Source organism: uncultured Psychroserpens sp. (genome assembly GCF_947501425.1).
GTDB lineage: Bacteria > Bacteroidota > Bacteroidia > Flavobacteriales > Flavobacteriaceae > Psychroserpens.
This window is the reverse complement of sequence record NZ_CANMVN010000004.1, coordinates 101,282-124,682: the sequence shown is the minus strand read 5'-3', so window position 1 is coordinate 124,682 and position 23,401 is coordinate 101,282. Positions and strand designations below refer to the sequence as shown.

Genomic DNA, 23,401 nt, shown 5'->3' with positions numbered 1-23,401 from the left:
TTCAAAAGGATGTATTATAATCAATTAAAGCATATCATCTATCAAAAAAAATAATAAAAAACATATCTTTGCTGACTTAAAAATAAAAACCAAAATGAATCTTCAGGACACATTAGCACACCAGGTAAAACAGGCCGTAAAATCTGTTTTTAATGCGGAATTAGAATCAGTAGAATTTCAAGCGACTCGCAAAGAGTTTGCTGGAGATATTACTGTTGTAGTATTTCCGATGTTAAGGGTTGTGAAAGGGAATCCTGTTCAGATTGGTGAACAAATTGGTCAGTATTTAGTTGAGCATGTGGATGAGGTAAAGGCATTCAATGTGGTTAAAGGCTTTTTAAATCTTGAGATCAGTGATGCGTATTACATGACGTTTTTCAATTCAATTAAAACGGATGATACTTACGGTTTTGAAACTCCAAATTCAAAAGGCAAAGCGGTTATGGTTGAGTATTCTTCTCCTAACACCAATAAGCCATTGCATTTGGGTCATATCAGAAATGTGATCTTAGGATACAGTGTTGCTGAAATTTTGAAAGCTTCAGGTAAGAAAGTTTACAAAACTCAGATTATCAACGATAGAGGGATTCATATCTGCAAAAGTATGTTGGCCTGGAAGCGCTTCGGAAATGGAGAAACTCCAGTATCGTCTGGTTTAAAAGGGGATAAGCTGGTTGGGAATTATTATGTGAAGTTTGATCAGGAATATAAAAAGGAAATACAGCAGCTTATTTCCGAAGGACAAACCGAAGAAGAGGCAAAGAAAAATGCATCAATATTATTAGAAGCCCAAGAGATGCTCCGAAAATGGGAATCTGGTGATCCAGAAACCGTCGAACTTTGGACAATGATGAACTGTTGGGTATATGACGGATTTGATGTGACCTACAAAAATATTGGTGTTGATTTCGATACTTTATATTACGAAAGTCAGACTTATTTACTCGGAAAAGAATTTGTAGCTGAAGGGCTGAAGACAGGCGTGTTTTTTAAGAAAGAAGACGGTTCGGTATGGTGTGATCTCACTAATGAAGGTCTGGATGAAAAAATTGTGTTACGTAGTGACGGAACAGCCGTTTACATGACTCAGGATATTGGTACAGCTATCCAACGTGTTAAAGACTTTCCAGATGTTGGAGGTATGGTATATACAGTTGGAAATGAGCAAGAATATCACTTTCAGGTGTTGTTCCTCATCATTAAAAAGCTTGGTTTTGATTGGGCAGATAACCTGTATCACTTAAGTTATGGTATGGTTGATTTACCTTCTGGAAAAATGAAGAGTAGAGAAGGTACTGTAGTTGATGCTGATGATCTTGTAGATGAAATGGCACAGACTGCTGGAGAGATCTCAGAAGACTTAGGAAAACTTGATGGCTATTCTGAAGATGAAAAGCAAAGTCTCTATAAAACAATTGGATTGGGTGCTTTAAAGTATTTTATTCTGAAAGTAGATCCTAGAAAACGTATTTTGTTTGATCCTAAGGAGTCTATCGATTTTCAAGGAAATACTGGTCCGTTTATTCAATACACTTACGCCAGAATACAATCTATCTTAAGAAAGTCTGATGTCAATACTAATGTCACACTGAGCGCAGTCGAAGTGTCTCTGCATGATAAGGAAAAAGAATTGCTCAAGCAGTTGGAATTATTTCCTGAGGTTGTTCAAAATGCTGCCGATCATTACAGTCCGGCACTCATAGCTAATTATACCTATGATCTGGTTAAAGAGTTTAATTCATTTTATCAAAACGTTTCCATTTTAGGAGCTGATAATGAGGTGGAAAAGGTGTTTAGAGTACAGTTGTCTCAAACTGTTGCAGATGTTATAAAAAAATCATTTGGATTGTTAGGTATTAATGTGCCTGAACGTATGTAATCTGATATAACCAAAACAAAAAAGCTCAAAATGTTCATCTTGAGCTTTTTTGTTTTTAAAATCGTTTTGAAATTTTAGAGTTCTACCAAATTATTATTTACAAAGAAAATTGAATTCACAAAAAAGAGTTTCCCGTTTTCCCAAAAGCTTCTAAACATGACATTATCTACCATATAGATAACACTTCCGCTTCCCATTCGTTGTTCACCAAAAACTAACGAATTATCTAATTTCTTTAAAGCTTCTTTTCCTGCATAACCAGATACATTCTTTGGCGAATTACCTAAATAGGCAACATTATAACCACTGTCTAGTAAGCTGTAAGATGAACTACCGAGTTTTAATGTAAAATAGTTCTCATCATAACCATAAGCCATAGGATGCGTATTATCTACATCGGTTTTAAAAATAGCTCCAGTGATTAGGTTTTTGGTGTAATCACGCTCTCGGTCTGCATATTTGATACGTCTGTTGTCCTCTTGTGTTTCGGAAGCATCCTGCTGATTTCGTTTCAACCCAAATCCCTCTTTATCAGCAAAACTATTTAAAGCACCATCTATAGCAATTAGCTTTCCGCCAGAGCGTACCCAAGTTTTGAGTTTTTCCATAAGGTTTTCATTCAGCAAACCATTGTAGTACCCATTTGGCATGATCAGTACATTGTATTTTGATAAATTAGTTCTACTTAAATTATTAGTATTTATAGAAGTAACAGGATATTTTAATTGTTGTTCAAAGAAATGCCAGAGTTCCCCATAACTCAAAGATGAGGTATAGTCTCCCGAAAGCATAGCAATTTTTGGAGGATTCACCAATTTGATATCTGGCGATCCAAAGTCAGGTCCTGAGGTTGAAAACCCAGAAGTAATGGCTTTCGGACTTCGGTTATGTCTAAAGGCCATTTGGATAATTTTATTATCCAGATCATCAATTGTTTTATTGTCTCCTCTCACTATAATCAAAGCGCCTCTGTCGAAATTTTTTCCTTGAGCGGCAAATGGTTTTTCTGTAAAACGAACTTTTATTCCTGCCTTTAATAGCTCAGCTAAAAACTGCGCATCTTTCATGCTATTCCATTCTAAGGCGTAACCCGTTGCTCCAGAATTTGCAATGGTATAAGGAAGTGTTCTCGGAACACTTTTATCTGTAGCAACTAATGACCTTGATGCAATAGCATCTAAACCATAAGCGTAAGGTACAGACCATGCTGTAATATCATAAGTTAATGAATCACTCAATTTTGTATTGGGTTCAAATAACACTTTAACCATTTTTCCTTTTGGCTGATTGGTACTTACTACAAGATCAGCAGAGTTTGTCGTCATTTGACCTTGACTTGAAGTGGTATAATTGTAACCACTTGCTTTTCCGCCTTGAGCAAAACCATACTTGATCTCATGTTTATCAAGTAATGCCGTTAAGCTATTGATTTTATCAGGATTGCCTTTTAGAACATAACTCTTGTATTTAAGGCCTGAGTTATCAAAATATTTAGCAAATTCTGAATTTAATTGTTCCGCATTTTTAGAGGATATTTCTACTGTAGATAAGCCTGTTACTGTATGATGCGTTAATCGATCGATGAGAGTCAATACATCACCTTCATCGTTTAAAATACCCAAACCAGCACGACCATGGCCACCTTGCTCGTAAGTCATACCAATAGCTCCCATATACGTTGGGTAAGTGTCACCATAACTTGGGTATAATAGGTCAAAGCGTTCTTTGGTAAAATACAACCAGCCTTCAGCATCAAAATATTTGGCATGATTCTTACCAATTTGAGTCTGAAAATCGCGTTGCCAATCACTAATCACTTCATGAAAAGGTTCAGCAGCAGGAGCGAAATAATAAGGTTCATTGATACCTTGCTCATGAAAATCGACATGAATATGTGGCATCCATTTGTTGTAAGCCTTTAATCTCAAAGTTGATTCCACTTGAGTTGCCCATGCCCAATCTCTGTTGAGGTCAAACAAATAATGATTTGGTCGTCCTCCTGGCCATGGTTCTTGGTGCTCACTGGCTTGTTGATCAATATCATAAGGTGCACTTGCTGTTTCATTATACCAATTGACATAACGGTCACGTCCATCAGGATTAATACAAGGATCAATGATTACAACTGTATTTTTTAAATAGTCCTGTTTTTCAGTAAGTAATTTGTAGATGGTACTCATTGAGGCCTCAGTACTTGACGCTTCATTACCATGAACATTATAACTAAGCCAAACGATAGCAATATTGTTGGAGGATGGAGTACCTTCAATAATACCAGTGTTTTTAAGATTATTCTCTCTAATACTTTCCAGGTTTTTCATATTCTCTTCGGAAGATATAAACGCCAACATTAGAGGTCGTCGTTCGTTAGTTTCTCCATACTGTTCTAACTTGACCTGTTGAGGTTTTTGGCTTTCTACATGTTTGAAATAATCAATCACCTGATGGTGTCTTGAAAATTGTGTTCCCAGATCATAGCCCAAAAAATCTGATGGCGATTGTAGGGTTTGAGCAAAAGTTGAGACAGAAAGAATAAATGCGATAAAAATTGAGAGTGATTTAATCATGAAATAAATCTGTATTTTTAGTGATAAGCAGTAAAGATATGAAGTGCTTGTGAATTAACTAAAATTTAGGACTTAAAAAAAGTGAAGAAGCTTATATTTACGCTTGAATTGAATTGTAACTATGCCAACTGACTGTATTCCGTTTAGAGACACTAATTATTTTTCTTCGTTAATATGTGATTATTTAGATGAAAAAGAGGCTTTAAAACCGTTTTATCATCGATATCCCAATCTCGAAAATTTCAAAGATCAAATTTCAGAAAAACAACAATCATTTTCTTCGGAAAACAGAAAAGTATTGGTGCAATCTCTTAAGCGTCAATACAAAACAGTAGCAGTTTCCGAAACAACTACAAAGCACATCAATCTGCTGGCTGATGATACTACTTTTACAATTACTACTGGTCATCAATTAAATCTCTTTACAGGACCACTTTACTTTTTTTACAAGATCATTTCAACAATTAATCTTTGTAAACAGTTGAAAGCAGCCTATCCAAATCATAATTTTGTTCCTGTATATTGGATGGCAACAGAAGATCACGATTTTGAGGAGATCAATTTCTTTAATTATGAAGGCAAAAAAATTCAGTGGAATCGAGATGCTTCAGGAGCAGTAGGCGAGTTAGACCTCAACGGACTAGATAAAGTATTTAATGTGTTTTCTAATCAGTTGAATCATATTGACAACGCCAACGATCTCAAACGTTTGTTCAAAGGTGCTTATTTAGAGCATGGTAATTTAACTGATGCTATGCGTTATCTGGTGAACGAATTATTTTCAGCTTACGGATTAGTTATTGTAGATGGCAATGACGCAGGTTTAAAACGTTTGTTTATTCCGTATCTAGAAGATGAATTAGTAACACAAACCTCATTTGAAAAGGTCTCTCAATCTAATGATGAACTAAATGCTTTGGACGGAAATTATAAAATTCAAGTCAATCCAAGAGCCATTAATTTGTTCTACATCACTAAAGATATTCGTGAGCGCATTGTTGAAACAAATGGTGTGTATCAAGTCCTTAACACCAAGATTACCTGGAGCAAGAGTGAAATACATAAAGTGCTCTTAGAGCACCCTGAGCGATTTAGCCCAAATGTGATTGTTCGTCCGTTGTATCAGGAAGTTATTTTGCCAAATCTCTGTTACATTGGAGGAGGAGGAGAGTTGGCGTATTGGTTACAACTCAAGTCTAATTTTGAAGCACAACACGTTGTTTTTCCTATGCTATTATTGCGAAATTCGGTACTGTTGATCACTGAGAAACAAAGAGAAAAATTAAATAAGCTAAATGTGTCTGTTAATGACTTATTTCTAAAACAAAATGAATTAGTAACAAAAGTCGCTAAGAATATTTCAGAAATTGATATTGATTTTTCATCGCAAAAAGCACATTTGGAGGAGCAATTTAAAGGATTATACAAGCTCGCTGAGCAGACCGATAAATCTTTTAGAGGTGCAGTTGCAGCTCAAGAAAGAAAGCAAATTAAAGGGCTCGAGAATCTGGAAAAGCGATTGCTAAAAGCTCAGAAACGAAAGCTTAATGATCATATAGAACGCGTTACAGAAATTCAAGATGCTTTATTTCCTAGTCAAAGTCTTCAAGAGCGTAATATGAATTTTTCTGAATTTTATTTAGAGCATGGTGCAACTTTAATTTCTAAGTTAGTAGAGACCTTAGAACCATTAAAAGGTGAGTTTTCTATATTAACACTATAAAAAGCAAACCTCACAATAAACTATTGCTTGATTTGCTTTCCATTCAACTAAATCAATTTTAATTTTTAATGAATTTTAGAGTGTTTCTATTATTCAGCTTTAGGAAATATATCCCTTTTTCTAAATGTATTACTGAAATTTGAGATTCTGGTAATAGTTGACCTGAAGCTAAAGTTTTACCTGTTACATCATAAATTGCATAGTTTTCTTTTGTGTTTAAGTTTGAAATGCTGATGTAATCTGATGTTGGATTTGGAAATAACTCAATAGAGTTCGTTTTGTAAGTATTGACATCTAGTGTTTCTTCTGCAATGTTGATTTTGAAGAAAAAATCCCAATTATTTGTGTTTGAAGTTCCATTAATATAAGGAACCCCTTCAGGATATGGATCTTGGTATAATATCGAAATATTAAGAGACGTTACTGGAATTTCTATAGTATAGTTTTGGTTAGCAGTAAGCTGGATGTTATTATCCAAATCAAATAATAGCTCACCATTTCCAACTGGAACTATAGCGTCAAAACCTTGACTATAGATGATAGTGCCAGTTTGTGGATTGCCTTGGTAAATATTAAATGTGCCAGCGGGAAGCACTTGATTTATATTAGGATTAATGTATGCAAAAAATGCAAATTCTTCTAGATTTCCGCTACAATTAGCAACAAACTCTTGCGCATATAAGTTGGTAGTGGGAGTCATGCCTAAATTAACGTTTGGTGTTGCTGTGTTTTCTATATTGCACATAATGATACCACTAACTTCAATGTCGTCCAAATACCAATCATCTTGGTATTCATCAACATGAACAAAAGCAATATAGATTTGTTGTCCATCATAAGTCGAAAGATCAATGGTAAATTTCTCGTAATCTAAAGGAAAATCATTGTAAGTGGCAAGGGTTGTAAAATCTGCATGAGCTGTTTGCGAAGCAGTGGATACTCTAATATCGTATTGCGAAGCATAGCTTGTAGTCCAAAATTCTCTTGAAAAAAACGATAGAGCCGCATTTGTGGTATTAGATAAATCTATTAAAGGGGATACTAGCCAATCTTCAGCAATACCAATTCCAGGATCGGAATAACGACTAAAAGCAGCATTATTACCTGTGTTAGCACTTGCTGTAACTTCCCAATCATTATTAGGTCCAATATCATCAAGTCCTCTATAAGTTACCCAACCATTAGGAGGAAATGATCCGGTTTCGAAATCTTCACTGACAATTACGGTTTGTGCTTCTATTATGGTAATCATAAAAAGAAGAAGTATGTATGTAATAATATGTTTCATAATGTATTGTTATTTGTGGTTGTTAAAAGGAAATTATTAGTAATAATATTTGACAAGTATTGTACTATTTTAAAGTTGTAATTTATTGTGTCGTCTTATATCATTTTTACTCATTTTTACTTGAATTGGGTGATATGTTTTTGGGGTAACATGTTTTGTGTTTGAAACTCTAAGTATATCTTTTACAAAGGTGTTATTGACAGTTTGAACATTTTCTCTTTTGTGGTCTTCTAAAATTAGATGTTCATAGTTGTAACAAGAGTGTATTGTAGTGACTATTGAAAGGTATAATACCCATGCTACAACATTGTAGTGTGTTTTCATGATAAATTGATTTTCGTGTTTTTGTGATCCTCGTTTTGTGCGACTTACTCAAAGAAGGTCTGCAGTCCTTTTGAACAAGACACCACAAAAACGGTAGTTGTCAACCTAATGACAGAGCAAACATATACGACTGATTTTCAGTATCAAAAAAAGAACTGGGTACAAAAGGGGTACATAAAAAAAAACACCTGTGTTTATAGGTGTTTCGAGTGGTTTTAGTTTTGTGGTTTTTATTTAAATAGCAATGACAATTGCTTCGAGAGATTCACTAGAATCCAATCCCATTTTCTTACGAAGTCGCTGTCTGGCTTTTTTAATACCATCGCTAGAAATATTTAGAATATTTGCAATCTCCTTTGAGGATAAATTCATTTTTAATAAGGCCATTAATCTAAGGTCATTAGACGTTATATTTGGAAATTGCTCCTGTGCTTTCGCATTAAAGTCTTTGTGTACTTCTTCAAAGTATTTACTAAAATTCTCCCAGTTGTTATCATCCTGAAGATCAAAGTTAATGGTTTGGATGAGCATTTGGTAACCAGGATCAGCATCGGCATCCTGTTTTAGTACTTTTGCTTTTTGCTTCAAATCATTTAAAACTTCGTTCTTTTTAGCTAAATGTAGGGCATGAGTGGTCAATTCTTTGGTTTTAAATTCTAAGTCGGCCATGACTTTTTCTTTAGCCAATTTATTTCGTTTGTTTCTTTGATATAAAGCATACAATCCCAATAAGGCTAGTAATAGTCCAAATGCAAGTAGCAATCGTTGTAAGTTGTTCACCTTGCCTTTTACATTCAACAATTCGATTTCATTTTTCTGATTAATGATCTCTTGCTCTTTTTTCTCAGTTTGGTATTTAATTTCTAGATCATTGATTTTTTCTACGTTTTCAACAGAATATAAGGAATCACTTAAGTGCTGATATAGAACTCTGAAGTCATAGGCGTTTTTGTAATCATTTTTAGCCTTATATACATCAGACATTGACAAAAAACTATACATCAATTGTGTTTTATTATCTATGTCCAAAGCACTTTCTAATGATCTTTTATTGTATTCAAGAGATTCATTGAGCCTATTTCGTTTTAGGAGCACGTTTCCTAAATTTCGCTCATTTATGATTGTTGCTAGTTTGCTTCCTAGTTCTTTGCTGAGATTAAGTGATTTTACAAAGTTGACCTCGGCTTGCTCTATGCTATCAATTTCAAAATACATCTGACCCAAATTCATATAATCATCCATGAGTGAGCTTTTGTCAGACTTAGATTCGAAATAAGCTATGGTTTCTTTAATGTAAGGTATAGCATCAGCCTCGTTGCCACTATCAGCAAAGTTGATAGCTATGTTGCTTCTGGCCATATTGACTTGTCTGTCAAAACCTTCAACTTCAAATAAACGCTCTGCCTTTTTCAAATAGGTAGTTGCAGTTTCAAAATTACCTATGATACTATGTAAATTTCCAATACGCATATAATTGTTAGCAATATCATAGGGTCTAATAAGGTCTGAGTTGGCCTCACGAAGCTTCAGTGCTTCCATTTGAGAGGATATGGCTTTTTCATATTGACCAGATTTCGATTCAATAACTCCTATGTAAGATTTGATCTGACTTATCTTTGGAATATTATTTAACGCTGTATAAATTGTTAATGCACTATCCAAATATTTAAATGAACGCTCATAATTTGTTTTTAAATTGTTTAAAACCGCTAAGCGAAATAGACTCTGGGCAATAAAATCATCATTTGATATGGATTTAGCTTCTTTTAAAGCAAGTGTATAATTTAATAAACTTAAAGAGTCATTACTTCTTTGGTAGGATATTCCTAGATTGAGGTATGATTTAATTAATGTTGTGTCTTTTTGAGTTGGTATAATTTGCGAAATGCTATCTGTAAAGTTTGAGTTTTGAGCATTAGATAATACGACAAATGAAAATATTACCAGAAAGAATAGAACAGATCGTTTCATAAGATTGCATAGTTAATATTTTAAAGATACTAATTATAAAAGTTGGTCAAAAATGACAGATAGGACAAAAGGGGTACATTCAAAAAACACCAGTGTTTACATGTCTTTCAAAATGTTAAAAAAAAAGTCAAAAAATCATTAACTCTAAATCGCCAATCTAAAATCAATTATTACTTTTGCACATGCAACACAATAAAGTCCTTATTTTAGATTTCGGTTCGCAATACACTCAGCTTATTGCGCGTCGCGTTAGAGAGTTAAACATCTACTGCGAAATTCATCCATTCAATAAAATTCCTGCAGATTCTGAAAGCTTTAAAGCCGTCGTTTTATCTGGTAGCCCAAACTCGGTCAGAGGTGAAGATGTATTGCATCCAGATCTCTCTGAAATTAGAGGAAGAAAGCCAATGCTCGCTGTATGTTATGGCGCGCAATATTTAGCCCATTTTTCAGGTGGAGAGGTTGCTGAATCCAATACGCGAGAATACGGAAGAGCTAACTTAGGTTTCATCAAAACTGATGAAGATTTCTTCGAGAATATTCACGAAGGTAGTCAGGTCTGGATGAGTCACAGTGATACTATAAAAAAATTACCAACTAATGGTTTACTTCTGGCAAGTACTGAAGATGTTGAAAATGCAGCATTTAAGATTGAAGGAGAAGATACCTATGCCATTCAGTTTCATCCTGAAGTTTACCATACAACTGACGGACATCAGCTTTTACAAAATTTCCTAGTTAAGATTGCTAAGGTAGATCAGGATTGGACACCAAATGCTTTTGTTGAAGAAACTGTAGAGGATCTAAAAACAAAATTAGGAGATGATAAAGTCGTTCTTGGATTGTCAGGAGGTGTCGATTCTTCTGTAGCTGCAATGCTTTTACATAAAGCTATTGGTAAAAACCTGTATTGTATTTTCGTAAATAATGGTTTGCTTCGGAAAAATGAGTTTGAAGATGTATTGCATCAGTACGAGGGTATGGGACTCAATGTCAAAGGTGTTGATGCTTCGGCACGCTTTTTGGATGCTCTTGAAGGTGTAAGCGATCCTGAGCTAAAACGAAAAGCTATAGGGCGTGTGTTCATTGAGGTTTTTGATGATGAGGCACATCGCATACAGGATGTGAAATGGTTAGCGCAAGGTACTATCTATCCTGATGTTATTGAGAGTGTGTCGGCCACTGGAGGTCCAAGTGCCACAATAAAAAGTCACCATAATGTTGGTGGTTTACCTGATTATATGAAATTGAAAATTGTAGAGCCACTCAAGGCACTTTTCAAAGATGAGGTTAGACGTGTTGGTGCTTCTATGAATATGGATTCACATTTGTTAGGTAGACATCCATTTCCAGGCCCTGGATTGGCAATTCGAATTTTAGGTGATCTAACTCGCGAAAAAGTACGTATATTACAAGAGGTGGATGCTATATTTATCAATAATTTACGTTCATGGAATTTATATGATAAAGTATGGCAAGCTGGAGCAATGTTACTTCCTGTAAATAGTGTAGGAGTAATGGGAGATGAGCGTACCTATGAAAAGTGTGTAGCTTTGAGAGCTGTGGAAAGTACAGATGGAATGACTGCTGATTGGGTCAATCTTCCTTATGAATTTCTACAAAAAACCTCTAATGAGATAATAAATAAAGTGAAAGGCGTTAATAGAGTAGTGTATGACATTAGTTCTAAACCGCCAGCAACTATAGAATGGGAATAATGTCTTGTGACTTATAGATTTAAAATGTTTCATAAGATTACAGGTCTAATTGACTTAAGAATATAAATACTATTGAATGAAAAAATTTCTAATCATAATCATCTTGCTATGCAGTTTTACTGCTATGGCTCAAGATTATAAAACCCACAAGGTTCAAGAAGGGGAGACTATTGAGAGTATAGCAAAGCAATACTTGGTCACTCCATTTGATATATATGCACTAAATCCTGATGCTAAAAGTTCTGTAAGTGTCAATACGGTTTTAATCATTCCTACATCGAGAGTTAAAAATGAACCAATTCCAGAGGAAATAAAAGAAGTTGTTAGTTTTAAAACACATAAAGTAAGACGTAAAGAAACGTTGTTCAGTATTTCTCAAAAGTATGGTATTGAGATTGAAGATATCAAAAAGTATAACAAGCGTTTGTATTCAGAAAACTTGCGAAAAGGCGATAAGATTAAAATTCCGAAGTATAAAACAATAGTGAATAAAGTATCGCTAAACAATACTGTAAAGAAGTATACAGTATTACCTAAGGAAGGAAAATGGCGAGTGGCTTATAAATTTGGAATCACAGTACCAGAATTAGAAGCTTTAAATCCAAATCTGGGAGAAGTGCTACAACCTGGCCAGAAGGTTAATGTTCCCAATATCAGTAATAATGAAGAAAAAACTGTTGAGGAAGCTTATAACTACTACACTGTTTTAAAAAGTGAGGGTTATATGGCACTTAACAGAAAGTTAGGTGTTACTCAAGAAGAATTAGAAGCTCTAAATCCTGAATTAAAGGAAGGTGGTTTAAAATTAGGAATGGTATTGCGTGTGCCTCAGGATGTTAAAACCGATTATGTTATAAAAGATATTGAAAACACCAATTTGTCAAGTAACCTTAGAAACTTAAGTGCCAAAAAGATAGCTCTGATGTTGCCTTACAGAACACATAAAATAGATGTCGATTCAACTGAAGAAGCAAAAAAGAAAATACGAACTGATCGTTTATTGTCAGTGTCTTTAGACTTTCATGCAGGTGCTTTAATTGCAATTGATTCAGCTAAACGTTTGGGAATATCAACACATATGAAAGTGTTTGATACCAGAAATCAAAGCGCTCAGATCTCTAGTATTTTGAATGACAATGATTTTTCAGAGTATGATGCAGTTATTGGTCCGTTAATGCCAAAACACTTGGATCGTGTAGCTTCGGAATTAAAAAAGGATAACACACCAGTAGTGTCACCGTATTCGATGCCAGTTAATCTTTACAGTAATGTGTTTCAAACTGTACCTTCAAGTGAATTACTTCAGGAAACTATGATAAATTATGTAAAATCTGATTCCTTGCCTAAGGATATGGTTATCATCTCAGATTCTAAACATAAAGCTATTAGTGATAAGTTGTTGGCAGAGTTTCCTTCAGCTAAACAAATTTTTTCAAGAAAAAACAAAAAAGGTCAAGAAGCTTATTTTATATATCAAACAGAATTGGAAGCCATTTTTAAAAACGGTAGAACCATTGTGTTTTTGGAAACCGATAATGAAGGTTTTGCTTCTAATGTAATTAGTGTGATTAATGGTTTAAACACTAATGGAAAGGAAATTATATTAATGACAACAGATAAAAACAGAGCTTTTGAAGGTAGGGAAATTTCAAATTATCATTTATCCAATTTGAAATTCCATTACCCATCAGTTAATAAAACTGCTGAACCTACATCAAGGAATGGGTTTATAAGAGCTTACAGAAGAGCATACAACGTGAGTCCCAATAGATATGCTGTTCGCGGATTTGATCTTACTATGGATCTACTATTGCGTTTAGCTAGTGAGGATGATCTGTATAAAGCCTCAACTACTGAGATTGAAACCGAATATGTTGAAAATAAGTTTAGATATTCTAAAAAGATGTTTGGAGGATATTATAACGAAGCTGTCTATATCGTTAAATATGATAACTTAACAATTGTTGAAGCCAAAAGATGACATCAAAAGTAACTTATCTTGGTAATTTAAGGACTGAAAGTGTTCACCTGAAATCTAATAATTCTTACTTAACAGATGCGCCTACAGACAATAATGGCAAAGGAGAAGCGTTTTCACCTACAGATACTGTTACTACAGGATTAGCAAGTTGTATGATTACAGTTATGGGAATTAAAGCTAGAAATCTGGGTGTTGATATGTCAGGAACTACAGCTCATGTTACTAAAACTATGGCCAGCAATCCCAGACGAATATCTAAGATAGAAGTGGCTTTGGAGTTTCCTTTTGAAGCTGATGAAAAAACACGAAAGATATTAGAACATACCGCTAATACTTGTCCTGTGCATTACAGTTTACATCCTGATATCGAAAAAGATATCACGTTTAACTGGAAATAAAAGGATACATGTTATCACGATTTTTAATTATTGTTTTATGCCTTTTTAATACATCTTCAACAGATGAGGTTACTATTGAATGGAATGAATCTAAGAAGTTGACTTGGGCAGATTTTAGAGGTCCTGTTGAGGACGACTCAGATGCAGTTGCTGTCACTGCTTCAGGAATTACATTCTCATTTTCAGTAAAGCAATCTAATGAAAGGTTTGTAAGTTTCAATGCCACAGTTGAAGCGCATTTTTATCCTGAAAAATCCTGGTATATAAAATCTAAAGGTGATGATCATATTCTCGCTCATGAGCAACTTCATTTTGATATTACTGAATTACATGTAAGACAACTGCGTTATGGGATGTCGAAACTACGAATCTCTCAAAATATAAAAGAAGAGTTGCGACGTTTACATCGTCAGGCCAACGAAAATCTTGCCAAAATGCAAAATGATTATGACACTCAAAGTCAGAATTCCATTAATAAGGAAATGCAAGCAGTTTGGTCGAAGTTTGTTACAGATGAACTCGACAAATTTAAAGCGTATAAGTCGCAATAGACATGCTTCAACCTGATAAAGATTTCCTGATAAAATTAGCACATACCAAAATGCCTTATGGTAAATATGAAGGTCGTTATCTTATTGATCTTCCTGAGTATTATGTGGTATGGTATCACAATAAAGGGTTTCCAAAAGGAAAGCTAGGTGATATGCTTACGCAAGTCTATGATTTGAAGTTAAACGGTTTAGAATATTTGATACGCGACATACAGAAACGGTATCCAAGATAGTAACTACCTGAATCTAGAGGTCATTCCACCATCAATAATAAATGAATGTCCAGAAATATATTTTACATCACCTTCGCAAAGCCATAAGACTGTTTTTGCCAATTCCTCAGGATCACCAAATCGACCCTCAGGTATAAACTGTTTGTATTGAGCCTCGATAGCTTTCTTTTTATCTGTATCTCCCCCAGATTGTAGGTTCAAAGCATGATGAAGCATTGGTGTGTCAAATGGTCCTGGAACAATGGCATTGATAGTGATGTTGGATTTTGCAGTCTCAAGTGCAGCAGATTTAGTTAAAGAGATTACGCCTGCTTTTGCGGCAGCGTAAATAGATAAATACTCAGCACCTCCAAGTCCGTTTATAGAGGCAATGTTAATAATCTTTTTGTCGGTGTTTTGGTCCTTAAACATCATTTTGATCTGATGTTTTAAGCCCATCCATAAGCTTTTCAGATTAACATTTATGGTGTTGTCAAACTCTTCTTCAGTAATTTCAGTAAGAGGTTTTAAACTTGCAGTGCCTACATTATTTATAGCAATATCGAGTTTTGGATACTTTTCAGAAATGATATTATAAAGCGACTCTACAGAACTCATACTGCTGAAATCTGTTTCAACAAACACAATATTCTCGTTGTTTTGATCAAAATTGTTTTCAAACTTAGATCGTGTACGTGAAGCAATAATGACAGTAGCACCTTTATCAATAAAAGCCTTGGATGTTGCTAGTCCTAATCCAGAGGTTCCGCCAGTTATGAGTACAATTTTATCTTTCATAACATTATTGTAGATAAACATTGGTAATGAGTTGCGAGACTGTTGGATGGTCATTTCCGCCTGCAGGCTCAATGGTAATGTTTAATGATTCAGCATTATCAATATAATTCATAGCAAGCATATCTTTACTTTTATCAATAACTCCCATATTTATCATTTCACCTTCGACATCAGCCCACATTTGATAATCATGATCGTCATCAAGTTTTGGTAGATATTTGGTGTTTATGACAACCGATTTATCAATATTGTTAACATAGCTAATAACTGTTGCTTCTGGCATCATAGCATTTCCCGTTAGCACATATTTTTGAACATCGGGATCATTGATAGCGACATACCATTTATTGGTTTCGCTTAAATAGTTATTTAAGTTTTCTATGTTGCTATTAAGTTTTGCATTTTCCTGTTCAACAACTTCTAATCGTTTTTTGGTAGAATTTAGTTGTGAGTACATATACACGGAACCTATTAATAACAGCACGGTAATACTTGCAGCAATGTTCAAATACGAACGTAACGATTTTTGAGGTGCTATAGAAACAGTTTTTGTTGTGGTATTAGAAATGGTATTAAGTAACTCCGATTTTATGTTGACAGGAATGTCTATGGCATTTTCGAAAGCCATTTTTTCAAAGCTTTCTTCAATGGCATCTAAATGAGATTGTAGTTCAGGATATTGAGATATAGCAGTATCTACCTGTTGTTGATCACTTTCTGAAAGTTCTCCCAACACATAAAGTTCCAGTATTCCGTTATCTAGTATGTACGCCTTATCCATCATCTCATTACATCAATTAAGACCATCAAAAATATAATCAATTTAAAGTACGATTGTTGTAACTGTCTCAGTGCTTGTTTAATGTAAGATTTAAATGTTCCCAGTGGAACATCCATTTCTTTATGGGCTTCTCTGTGAGTAAGGCCATTAAAGTACACCAGTTCAATAGCTCTTTGGTGGTGAGCATCTAAGCGTTTGATCGTACCTTTAAGTTTAAGATAATCTAGTTTATCAGTTTCTTCTTCTGTTCTATCTTTATATACACTTAAATCTTCTACTTGGATGAGCTGATCTGTTTTTCTTAGAAAATTTAACGTTTTGTTTCTGGCAATCCTGTACGCCCAAGTATAGAAGCGTCCTTTATTTGGATCATATTTATCAGATTTCTCCCAAATTGTCATGAAAGTATCTTGTAGTAAGTTCTTTGCAGCATCCTCGTCTCTACACATTCTTATAATAACACCATACAAAGCCGCCGAATACTTATCATATATGAGTCCCAAAGCAGTTTCGTCTTTGCTTTGAAGTTTCAATATAAGGGCTTTATCGTTGCTCATTAATGTTAAAGATTTCACAAAATAAATCCATAGCTCATCCACAGATAACAATGCTGTGTAAATATAAATGAAAGTACTTCAAAACGAAAACAAGTACATTAAATAGTTTAACCAAATAAAAAAAAATTATGAAAAAGTTAGTATTTATTTTAACAACATTTGTTGCATTGACATTCAGTCAAAATGCAAAGGCTCAAGGAACAATTGTAGATGCAGCAGCTGGAAACGATGATTTCTCAACATTAGTTACAGCATTAAAAGCAGCAGATCTAGTATCAGCATTACAGGGAGATGGTCCTTTTACTGTATTTGCACCAACAAATGCAGCATTTGGAAAGATTGATTCAAAAACATTAGGATCTTTATTAGAGCCAGAAAACAAAAAAGCACTAGCAAATATTTTAACTTACCACGTAGTATCAGGGAAATTGGCAGCATCAGATGTTGTAGCAGCTTTAAAGAAAGGAAATGGGAAAGTTGAGCTGAAAGCACTAAACGGACAAACACTAACAGTATTACAAAAAGATGGCAAAATATGGTTGAAAGACCAAAACGGAAATTACAGTGAGATTACTGCAACGGATGTAATGGGAAGTAATGGTGTAATCCATGTAATTAACACAGTAGTGATGCCTAAATAATTTGGGAATAACTGCTATGAAAAAGAGAAAAAGCATTCACGAACGTGAATGCTTTTTTGTTTTATGTGATATCTGTGATTATCGTTAAGATTTCTTGGCTTTTAATGAAATCTTTAATTCCATATCATCACTAATAAACTTATCTCCTAAATCATCAAAAATAGATTTAGAACCATAATTAACGCCCCAAACTGTTCTGTCAATAGTAAATGGCTCACTATCGATAGACATCATGTCACCTTCGTTAGACATTGTTACAGGGAATGAAATATTATGCTTTTGTCCTTTAATGGTCAGGTTACCAGAAAGTTTTGTCTTTCCATTTTCCATCGCTTCTGTTCCAGTAATTTCGAAAGCTGCATTCGGAAATTTAGTAACGTTAAAGAAATCTCCTTCTTTGCCTTCAACAGTTCCCATAAGATGCGCTTCTAAATTTTCTTTCCCATCACCAGACTCTAAATCGGTTACATTTATGGATTTCATATCGATAAGAAAAGAACCGCTTTGTAATTGTCCGTCTTCAGTTTTGAAGACACCATTGTCTAAACTGATAGTTCCTGTATGTGTTCCTGTAGGTTTGAACCCTTTCCAGTGAATTGTAGATTCGGCAACATTTACAGTATATTTTTCTGATGTGCTTTCGCTTACTGCAGCAGCTTCTGCGTCACTAACATTAGCTTCTTCAGCCTTGTCTTTGCAACTTGTAAAAGCAATGGTTAATGCTAAAAGCATAGAAAATTTTAAAAAATTCGTTTTCATAGTGTTTAATATATTAGTTGTTTATGTCATACAAAAATAAGCATTGTTGAGTCATAAGTCAATTCCGTAGAAAATAATTTGATGACATTTTGACATTTTAATAATAATGGCAGTACTTTTGCCATCTTAAATCGAAGATTTATAAAATAATCCACAAATGAGTAAAAAAGATAAAGACCAAACTATAGAGGAACCTCAAATGCAAGAAGAAACTGTTGAGAGCACTGAGGATGCTAAAATAGAAACATTAACACCAGAAGAGCAATTGCAAGAAGAATTAGCAAAGGAGAAGGATAAATTCATGCGTTTGTTTGCTGAATTTGAAAATTATAAAAAGAGAACTACAAAAGAACGCATCGATTTATTTAAAACAGCCAGCGAGGAAGTAATGGTAGCAATGTTGCCTGTACTTGATGATTTTGAGCGTGCGTTGTTGCATATTGAAGATGACAAAGAAGCTGAAGAATTACGCAAAGGTGTATTATTAATCTATCAAAAACTATTAACAACTTTAGAACAAAAAGGATTGAAGAAAATAGAAGTTGCTCAAGGCGATACATTCAATCCCGATGATCACGAAGCGATAACTCAAATTCCTGCACCAAGTGATGATTTAAAAGGGAAAATTATTGATGTTGTTGAGAGAGGATATAAACTAGGTGAAAAGGTAATCCGTTTTCCTAAAGTTGTAATCGGACAATAAAGAAACTATGGCAAAGAGAGATTATTACGAAGTATTAGGAATTCAAAAAAATGCTTCTGCTGCAGAAATAAAGAAAGCCTATCGTAAGATGGCTATCAAATATCATCCAGATAAGAATCCAGATGATAAAGATGCTGAAGCTAAATTCAAGGAGGCTGCAGAAGCTTATGAAGTCTTGAGTGATGCTGATAAAAAAGCACGTTATGACCAGTTTGGTCACCAAGCCTTTGAAGGTGCAGGTGGTTTTGGTGGTGGCGGCATGAATATGGATGATATATTTAGCCAGTTTGGTGATATCTTTGGAGGTGCTTTTGGTGGCGGCGGAGGTTTCTCTGGTTTTGGAGGAGGATTTGGCGGTGGCCAAAGACGAGTTAAAGGAAGTAACCTTAGAATTAGAGTCACATTGACGCTGGAAGAAATTGCCAATGGCGTTGAAAAGAAAATCAAAGTAAAACGAAAAGTTCAGGCTCCTGGCACAACTTACAAAACTTGTGAAACATGTAATGGTGTTGGCCAAGTAACACGTGTTACTAATACTATCTTAGGTCGTATGCAAACATCTTCTGCCTGTCCAACTTGTGGTGGTGCAGGACAAAGTATTGATAAAAAACCTTCAGATGCGGATGCTCAGGGGTTAAAAGCTCAAGAGGAAACAGTGTCTGTTAAGATTCCTGCAGGTGTTGTAGATGGTATGCAATTAAAAGTTACAGGAAAGGGTAACGAAGCTCCAGGTAATGGAATTTCTGGAGACCTTTTAGTGGTTATTGAAGAAAAAGAACACGAGACATTAAAACGAGAAGGCGACAACTTACATTATGATTTATACGTTAGTTTACCAGACGCCGTTTTGGGGACTTCAAAAGAAATTGATACAGTGACTGGTAAAGTGAGAATCAAAGTAGAATCTGGTGTGCAATCAGGTAAAATCTTACGTTTACGCGGAAAAGGGATTCCTAGTATAAATGGTTATGGAAGTGGTGATTTACTAGTGCATGTTAACGTATGGACACCTAAAACACTTAACAAACAACAAAAGGAATTTTTCGAAAATATGAGAGACGATGAACATTTCGTTCCTAAGCCTCAAAGCTCTGATAAATCGTTTTTTGAAAAAGTTAAAGATATGTTTTCATAACAATCCTCTTATTTAAGAAAAAACACTATATTTGAATTATCACTAATTTCTATTAGTGGTAATTTTTCTTTTTCATAGCAATTTTTTCCCATCCTTAATTAACATTAAGGGTGGGTTTTGTTTTTTATTTAATTTGTTAATATTCGTTGTGGTAAATTTAGTTTATTTATTGAATAATAGTTTAAAACATTAATAATTTAGTAAGATAAGCACGATTTAGATGGTTTACATTTTTATCTTTACATTTATTAATTGAACCAATCAAATTCTATATATGAATAACCTATTAGTAGCAGATTCAGTATCAAAAAACTTTGGAACATTTAGAGCCTTAAATGACGTCTCTATTTCTGTGCCTAAAGGAAGTATTTTTGGTCTGCTTGGTCCTAATGGAGCAGGAAAGACGACACTCATTAGAATTATTAATCAAATCACAATGCCAGATACTGGTTTTGTACAATTAGATGGTGAGCCTCTCAAACCTGAACACATTCAAAACATAGGTTATCTTCCTGAAGAACGCGGACTTTACAAGTCGATGAAAGTTGGAGAGCAGGCTTTATATTTGGCTCAACTCAAGGGTTTAACAAAACCTGAAGCAAAAAAACGATTAAAATATTGGTTCGATAAATTAGAGATCGGAGATTGGTGGAATAAAAAAATTCAGGAACTCAGTAAAGGCCAAGCTCAAAAAATTCAGTTTATCGTTACCGTTTTACATCAACCAAAGCTATTGATTTTTGATGAGCCATTCTCAGGATTTGATCCTATAAATGCCAATTTGATTAAAGATGAAATCCTACAGCTAAGAGATGAAGGCGCTACAGTTATTTTTTCTACACACCGCATGGAATCTGTTGAAGAATTATGTGACCATATAGCCCTTATTCATAAGTCAAATAAAGTATTAGACGGAAAATTGACAGATATCAAGCGTCAATACAGAACGAATACTTTTGAAGTGGGCTTACAAACCGATGCTGTTGATACTGTAACTCAAGCCATAAAGGAGCAATTTGAGGTGTTGCCTGCAACGTTTAAAAACCTTAATGATGATGTGAAGCTCAATATCAAGCTGAATGGTCAAGGCAATTCAAATGATCTGCTGAAATTTTTAATGTCAAAAGCAGAGGTGCATCATTTTGTAGAAGTGATTCCAAGTGCTAATGATATCTTTATTCAAACCGTAAAAAATAATTAATATGAACCATTTACCTCTTATCATAAAGCGAGAGTATCTCACTAAGATTAAAAACAAATCGTTCATAATTATGACATTTGTAAGTCCGTTGATCATGGTAGCACTCATAGCGGTTGTGGCTTATTTATCACAGTTGAATAACGACAAAGAACGTCACATTTCGGTATTGGATGAAACAGGAATAATGGCTGATGTTTTTGTCGATACTGAACATACAAAATATAACGTACTAACCAATACAAGCCTTGAAACAGCCAAAGAATTAGTAAAAGCTAAAGAGGAATATGGACTTTTGCATATTCAAAACGCTCTTGATGATCAGGATATGATTACTGCTGTAAAGTTTTATTCAGATGAATCACCTTCACTCTCAATCATGTCTAGTTTAGAACAGAAGATTGAAAAAAAGCTTACAGATTCTAAACTTCAGAATAATGGAGTTGATATTGAAAAAATTAAGGCTTCTAAAACAAATATTACTATCGCTCAAGAAACATTTACCGGAGAAAAAACCTCAAAAATTGATAGTTATTTGAAGTTAGCCTTTGGTGGAGCAGCTGGATATCTGTTATTTATGTTTATCATCATCTACGGAAATATGATCATGCGAAGTGTCATCGAAGAAAAGACCAGTAGGATTATCGAGATCATAATTTCTTCGGTTAAGCCTATTCAGCTTATGTTAGGTAAAATAATAGGAACGTCTCTTGCGGGAATCACACAATTTGCAATTTGGGTTATTCTCGGAAGTATTTTGATTTTTGTCCTTTCAACCATCTTCGGAGTAAATATAGCCGAAATGCAAACGCCACAGCAAGAAATGTTAGATCAGGCGATGCAAAATCCTGAAATAGCCAACGAAGTACAAGGGGCCATCCAATCGTTTTTCAATTTACCATTAGCCAATCTGGTCGTTGCATTTATGTTTTTCTTTATTGGTGGTTATTTGTTATATAGCTCTCTTTACGCAGCAGTTGGTGCTGCTGTGGACAATGAGACAGATACACAACAGTTTATGCTTCCTATTATTATGCCATTAGTTTTAGCAGTATATGTCGGGATTTTTACAGTTATTGAAGATCCTCACGGAACTGTATCCACAGTATTCTCATTCATACCTTTTACTTCACCAGTAGTTATGCTTATGCGAATACCGTTTGGAGTGCCTATCTGGCAACAAGTATTATCTTTTGTAATTTTAGCAACCACCTTTGTATTAACAGTTTGGTTCGCAGCGAAGATTTACAGAGTTGGTATTTTAATGTACGGAAAAAAACCAAGCTATAAAGAACTTTATAAATGGATCAAGTACTAAATAATGATTCAAGATTTATCTAAAATAGAAGAAACAATTACAGAAAGCTCAGCTTGGGAAAAGACAAGAGATTTTCTCAGTTTGCATGTCGATTTCGGTAAAGATATTAGTATTTCAATTTTGGATCTACTGGTTGTAATTACCGTTATTTTCATAACAACCTTAGTGCTGAGATTAGCACTGAGAGTGATTACAAAAAAATTGCCTGAAGAAGATAAAAGTAAATTCAATGTTGTTTACGGTTACTTTAGGTGGCTTATATATATCGTTATTTTATTAATCACGCTACACTCTGTTGGTGTAAATGTTACAGCAGTTTTTGCAGCATCTGCAGCCTTATTAATTGGTGTTGGTTTAGCATTGCAAACCTTATTTCAAGATATTATATCCGGAGTTTTTATTTTAATTGATCAGTCTGTTCATGTAGGTGATATTATCGAAATTGAAGGTAAGGTTGGACGTGTTGAAGAAATTAAACTTCGAACAACTCGTGCTGTTACTATTGATAATAAAGTATTGGTTATCCCTAACCACTTATACTTAACCAATAGCTTATATAATTGGACCCAAAATGGGTCATTGACAAGAGAAAGCGTAGAAGTAGGCGTAGCTTACGGAAGTGATGTGCAATTGGTTAAGCGATTATTACTACAAGCTGCCAGTACACATCCAGATGTGATAAGTGAACCTGAACCTTCTGTCATTTTTACAAACTTTGGAGACAGTTCACTGAATTTTAAATTGGTATTTACTCTAGCTGATAGTTTTAAAGCACAATTTCCTAAGAGTGATATACGTTTTGAAATTGATAAACTCTTCAGAGAGCATAACGTGACTATTCCGTTCCCTCAAAGAGATATTCATATCATTAGTAACAACCAGTAATTTTAATTAACTAT

The 23,401-nt window shown here is 34.5% G+C and carries 21 protein-coding genes; 13 read left to right on the top strand and 8 right to left on the bottom strand.

Translation table 11 applies throughout. The features are described 5' to 3' along the window. Positions 1 to 94 precede the first annotated feature (94 nt). On the top strand, positions 95 to 1,879 hold the full coding sequence (gene argS, locus Q0951_RS07315; RefSeq protein ID WP_299335892.1) for an arginine--tRNA ligase: 1,785 nt from the start codon (positions 95 to 97) through the stop codon (positions 1,877 to 1,879). A gap of 74 nt (positions 1,880 to 1,953) precedes the next feature. Here argS and Q0951_RS07310 read toward each other — a convergent pair whose 3' ends face one another. Beyond that, positions 1,954 to 4,446, bottom strand: coding sequence for a M14 family metallopeptidase (locus tag Q0951_RS07310; protein ID WP_299335891.1), 2,493 nt, complete (start codon positions 4,444 to 4,446; stop codon positions 1,954 to 1,956). Positions 4,447 to 4,567: 121 nt separating this feature from the next. Between Q0951_RS07310 and bshC the strand changes: the two genes are divergently transcribed. Further along, positions 4,568 to 6,169 carry a bacillithiol biosynthesis cysteine-adding enzyme BshC gene (gene bshC, locus Q0951_RS07305; protein WP_299335889.1) on the top strand — a complete coding sequence of 534 codons (1,602 nt, stop codon included), beginning with the start codon at positions 4,568 to 4,570 and terminating at the stop codon, positions 6,167 to 6,169. A gap of 58 nt (positions 6,170 to 6,227) precedes the next feature. Here bshC and Q0951_RS07300 read toward each other — a convergent pair whose 3' ends face one another. The 3 genes from Q0951_RS07300 to Q0951_RS07290 all read right to left on the bottom strand — a co-directional run bounded on the left by Q0951_RS07300 (position 6,228) and on the right by Q0951_RS07290 (position 9,752). Further along, positions 6,228 to 7,457, bottom strand: coding sequence for a choice-of-anchor J domain-containing protein (locus Q0951_RS07300; protein WP_299335887.1), 1,230 nt, complete (start codon positions 7,455 to 7,457; stop codon positions 6,228 to 6,230). A 69-nt stretch (positions 7,458 to 7,526) separates the two neighbouring features. Further along, entirely contained in the window at positions 7,527 to 7,781 is a 255-nt protein-coding gene (locus Q0951_RS07295; protein ID WP_299335885.1) for a hypothetical protein, read from the bottom strand. Positions 7,782 to 8,015: 234 nt separating this feature from the next. Next, on the bottom strand, positions 8,016 to 9,752 hold the full coding sequence (locus Q0951_RS07290; protein ID WP_299335883.1) for a hypothetical protein: 1,737 nt from the start codon (positions 9,750 to 9,752) through the stop codon (positions 8,016 to 8,018). A gap of 182 nt (positions 9,753 to 9,934) precedes the next feature. Here Q0951_RS07290 and guaA point away from each other — a divergent pair, with 182 nt between their 5' ends. The 5 genes from guaA (at position 9,935) to Q0951_RS07265 (ending at position 14,633) form a co-directional block, all read left to right on the top strand. After that, the gene (gene guaA / locus Q0951_RS07285; RefSeq protein ID WP_299335881.1) at positions 9,935 to 11,470 is read left to right on the top strand and encodes a glutamine-hydrolyzing GMP synthase; all 1,536 of its coding nucleotides are present in this window, start codon (positions 9,935 to 9,937) and stop codon (positions 11,468 to 11,470) included. Positions 11,471 to 11,546: 76 nt separating this feature from the next. Then, the gene (locus tag Q0951_RS07280) at positions 11,547 to 13,451 is read left to right on the top strand and encodes a LysM peptidoglycan-binding domain-containing protein (protein WP_299335879.1); all 1,905 of its coding nucleotides are present in this window, start codon (positions 11,547 to 11,549) and stop codon (positions 13,449 to 13,451) included. Next, positions 13,448 to 13,849 (top strand): OsmC family protein, encoded by a 402-nt coding sequence (locus tag Q0951_RS07275; RefSeq protein ID WP_299335878.1) that lies wholly within the window; start codon positions 13,448 to 13,450, stop codon positions 13,847 to 13,849. The genes Q0951_RS07280 and Q0951_RS07275 overlap by 4 nt, the downstream gene beginning before the upstream one ends. 8 nt (positions 13,850 to 13,857) lie before the next feature. Further along, on the top strand, positions 13,858 to 14,400 hold the full coding sequence (locus tag Q0951_RS07270; protein WP_299335876.1) for a DUF922 domain-containing protein: 543 nt from the start codon (positions 13,858 to 13,860) through the stop codon (positions 14,398 to 14,400). 2 nt (positions 14,401 to 14,402) lie between these two features. Then, positions 14,403 to 14,633: a DUF3820 family protein gene (locus Q0951_RS07265; protein WP_299335874.1), complete on the top strand. Its 231-nt coding sequence runs from the start codon at positions 14,403 to 14,405 to the stop codon at positions 14,631 to 14,633. Positions 14,634 to 14,636: 3 nt separating this feature from the next. On the opposite strand, the gene Q0951_RS07260 is transcribed toward Q0951_RS07265, so the two are convergent. From Q0951_RS07260 to Q0951_RS07250, 3 genes are read right to left on the bottom strand one after another with little or no spacing between them, the layout of a single operon-like run. After that, on the bottom strand, positions 14,637 to 15,410 hold the full coding sequence (locus Q0951_RS07260; protein ID WP_299335872.1) for an SDR family NAD(P)-dependent oxidoreductase: 774 nt from the start codon (positions 15,408 to 15,410) through the stop codon (positions 14,637 to 14,639). A 4-nt stretch (positions 15,411 to 15,414) separates the two neighbouring features. After that, on the bottom strand, positions 15,415 to 16,194 hold the full coding sequence (locus Q0951_RS07255) for an anti-sigma factor (protein ID WP_299335870.1): 780 nt from the start codon (positions 16,192 to 16,194) through the stop codon (positions 15,415 to 15,417). Continuing rightward, complete coding sequence (locus Q0951_RS07250) at positions 16,191 to 16,748, bottom strand: RNA polymerase sigma factor (RefSeq protein ID WP_299335868.1); 558 nt, start codon at positions 16,746 to 16,748, stop codon at positions 16,191 to 16,193. The genes Q0951_RS07255 and Q0951_RS07250 overlap by 4 nt, the downstream gene beginning before the upstream one ends. A gap of 128 nt (positions 16,749 to 16,876) precedes the next feature. Between Q0951_RS07250 and Q0951_RS07245 the strand changes: the two genes are divergently transcribed. Then, a complete protein-coding gene (locus tag Q0951_RS07245) occupies positions 16,877 to 17,389 on the top strand; it encodes a fasciclin domain-containing protein (protein WP_299335866.1) in 513 nt (170 codons plus the stop codon). Positions 17,390 to 17,473: 84 nt separating this feature from the next. Here the strand turns inward: Q0951_RS07245 and Q0951_RS07240 are convergent, their stop codons facing one another. Next, positions 17,474 to 18,148 carry a YceI family protein gene (locus Q0951_RS07240; RefSeq protein WP_299335864.1) on the bottom strand — a complete coding sequence of 225 codons (675 nt, stop codon included), beginning with the start codon at positions 18,146 to 18,148 and terminating at the stop codon, positions 17,474 to 17,476. A 157-nt stretch (positions 18,149 to 18,305) separates the two neighbouring features. Between Q0951_RS07240 and Q0951_RS07235 the strand changes: the two genes are divergently transcribed. From Q0951_RS07235 to Q0951_RS07215, 5 genes are all read left to right on the top strand, one after another. Then, the gene (locus Q0951_RS07235; protein ID WP_299335862.1) at positions 18,306 to 18,851 is read left to right on the top strand and encodes a nucleotide exchange factor GrpE; all 546 of its coding nucleotides are present in this window, start codon (positions 18,306 to 18,308) and stop codon (positions 18,849 to 18,851) included. 7 nt (positions 18,852 to 18,858) lie between these two features. Next, positions 18,859 to 19,986, top strand: a complete 1,128-nt coding sequence (gene dnaJ / locus Q0951_RS07230) for a molecular chaperone DnaJ (RefSeq protein WP_299335860.1) — start codon at positions 18,859 to 18,861, stop codon at positions 19,984 to 19,986. A 274-nt stretch (positions 19,987 to 20,260) separates the two neighbouring features. Next, a complete protein-coding gene (locus Q0951_RS07225; protein WP_299335858.1) occupies positions 20,261 to 21,187 on the top strand; it encodes an ABC transporter ATP-binding protein in 927 nt (308 codons plus the stop codon). 1 nt (position 21,188) lies between these two features. Then, positions 21,189 to 22,502 (top strand): ABC transporter permease, encoded by a 1,314-nt coding sequence (locus tag Q0951_RS07220; protein ID WP_299335856.1) that lies wholly within the window; start codon positions 21,189 to 21,191, stop codon positions 22,500 to 22,502. A gap of 3 nt (positions 22,503 to 22,505) precedes the next feature. Next, positions 22,506 to 23,387 carry a mechanosensitive ion channel domain-containing protein gene (locus tag Q0951_RS07215; protein ID WP_299335854.1) on the top strand — a complete coding sequence of 294 codons (882 nt, stop codon included), beginning with the start codon at positions 22,506 to 22,508 and terminating at the stop codon, positions 23,385 to 23,387. Positions 23,388 to 23,401 lie beyond the last annotated feature (14 nt).

What these genes read in the sequence shown, in the direction of transcription:
- bshC (WP_299335889.1), top strand. Translation starts at nt 4,568, where the DNA reads ATGCCAACTGACTGTATTCCGTTTAGAGACACTAATTATTTTTCTTCG.
- Q0951_RS07260 (WP_299335872.1), bottom strand. Translation starts at nt 15,410, where the DNA reads ATGAAAGATAAAATTGTACTCATAACTGGCGGAACCTCTGGATTAGGA.
- Q0951_RS07310 (WP_299335891.1), bottom strand. Translation starts at nt 4,446, where the DNA reads ATGATTAAATCACTCTCAATTTTTATCGCATTTATTCTTTCTGTCTCA.
- Q0951_RS07295 (WP_299335885.1), bottom strand. Translation starts at nt 7,781, where the DNA reads ATGAAAACACACTACAATGTTGTAGCATGGGTATTATACCTTTCAATA.
- argS (WP_299335892.1), top strand. Translation starts at nt 95, where the DNA reads ATGAATCTTCAGGACACATTAGCACACCAGGTAAAACAGGCCGTAAAA.
- Q0951_RS07270 (WP_299335876.1), top strand. Translation starts at nt 13,858, where the DNA reads ATGTTATCACGATTTTTAATTATTGTTTTATGCCTTTTTAATACATCT.
- Q0951_RS07235 (WP_299335862.1), top strand. Translation starts at nt 18,306, where the DNA reads ATGAGTAAAAAAGATAAAGACCAAACTATAGAGGAACCTCAAATGCAA.
- Q0951_RS07240 (WP_299335864.1), bottom strand. Translation starts at nt 18,148, where the DNA reads ATGAAAACGAATTTTTTAAAATTTTCTATGCTTTTAGCATTAACCATT.
- Q0951_RS07250 (WP_299335868.1), bottom strand. Translation starts at nt 16,748, where the DNA reads ATGAGCAACGATAAAGCCCTTATATTGAAACTTCAAAGCAAAGACGAA.
- Q0951_RS07290 (WP_299335883.1), bottom strand. Translation starts at nt 9,752, where the DNA reads ATGAAACGATCTGTTCTATTCTTTCTGGTAATATTTTCATTTGTCGTA.
- guaA (WP_299335881.1), top strand. Translation starts at nt 9,935, where the DNA reads ATGCAACACAATAAAGTCCTTATTTTAGATTTCGGTTCGCAATACACT.
- Q0951_RS07255 (WP_299335870.1), bottom strand. Translation starts at nt 16,194, where the DNA reads ATGATGGATAAGGCGTACATACTAGATAACGGAATACTGGAACTTTAT.
- Q0951_RS07280 (WP_299335879.1), top strand. Translation starts at nt 11,547, where the DNA reads ATGAAAAAATTTCTAATCATAATCATCTTGCTATGCAGTTTTACTGCT.
- Q0951_RS07300 (WP_299335887.1), bottom strand. Translation starts at nt 7,457, where the DNA reads ATGAAACATATTATTACATACATACTTCTTCTTTTTATGATTACCATA.
- Q0951_RS07225 (WP_299335858.1), top strand. Translation starts at nt 20,261, where the DNA reads ATGAATAACCTATTAGTAGCAGATTCAGTATCAAAAAACTTTGGAACA.
- Q0951_RS07275 (WP_299335878.1), top strand. Translation starts at nt 13,448, where the DNA reads ATGACATCAAAAGTAACTTATCTTGGTAATTTAAGGACTGAAAGTGTT.
- Q0951_RS07220 (WP_299335856.1), top strand. Translation starts at nt 21,189, where the DNA reads ATGAACCATTTACCTCTTATCATAAAGCGAGAGTATCTCACTAAGATT.
- Q0951_RS07215 (WP_299335854.1), top strand. Translation starts at nt 22,506, where the DNA reads ATGATTCAAGATTTATCTAAAATAGAAGAAACAATTACAGAAAGCTCA.
- Q0951_RS07265 (WP_299335874.1), top strand. Translation starts at nt 14,403, where the DNA reads ATGCTTCAACCTGATAAAGATTTCCTGATAAAATTAGCACATACCAAA.
- dnaJ (WP_299335860.1), top strand. Translation starts at nt 18,859, where the DNA reads ATGGCAAAGAGAGATTATTACGAAGTATTAGGAATTCAAAAAAATGCT.
- Q0951_RS07245 (WP_299335866.1), top strand. Translation starts at nt 16,877, where the DNA reads ATGAAAAAGTTAGTATTTATTTTAACAACATTTGTTGCATTGACATTC.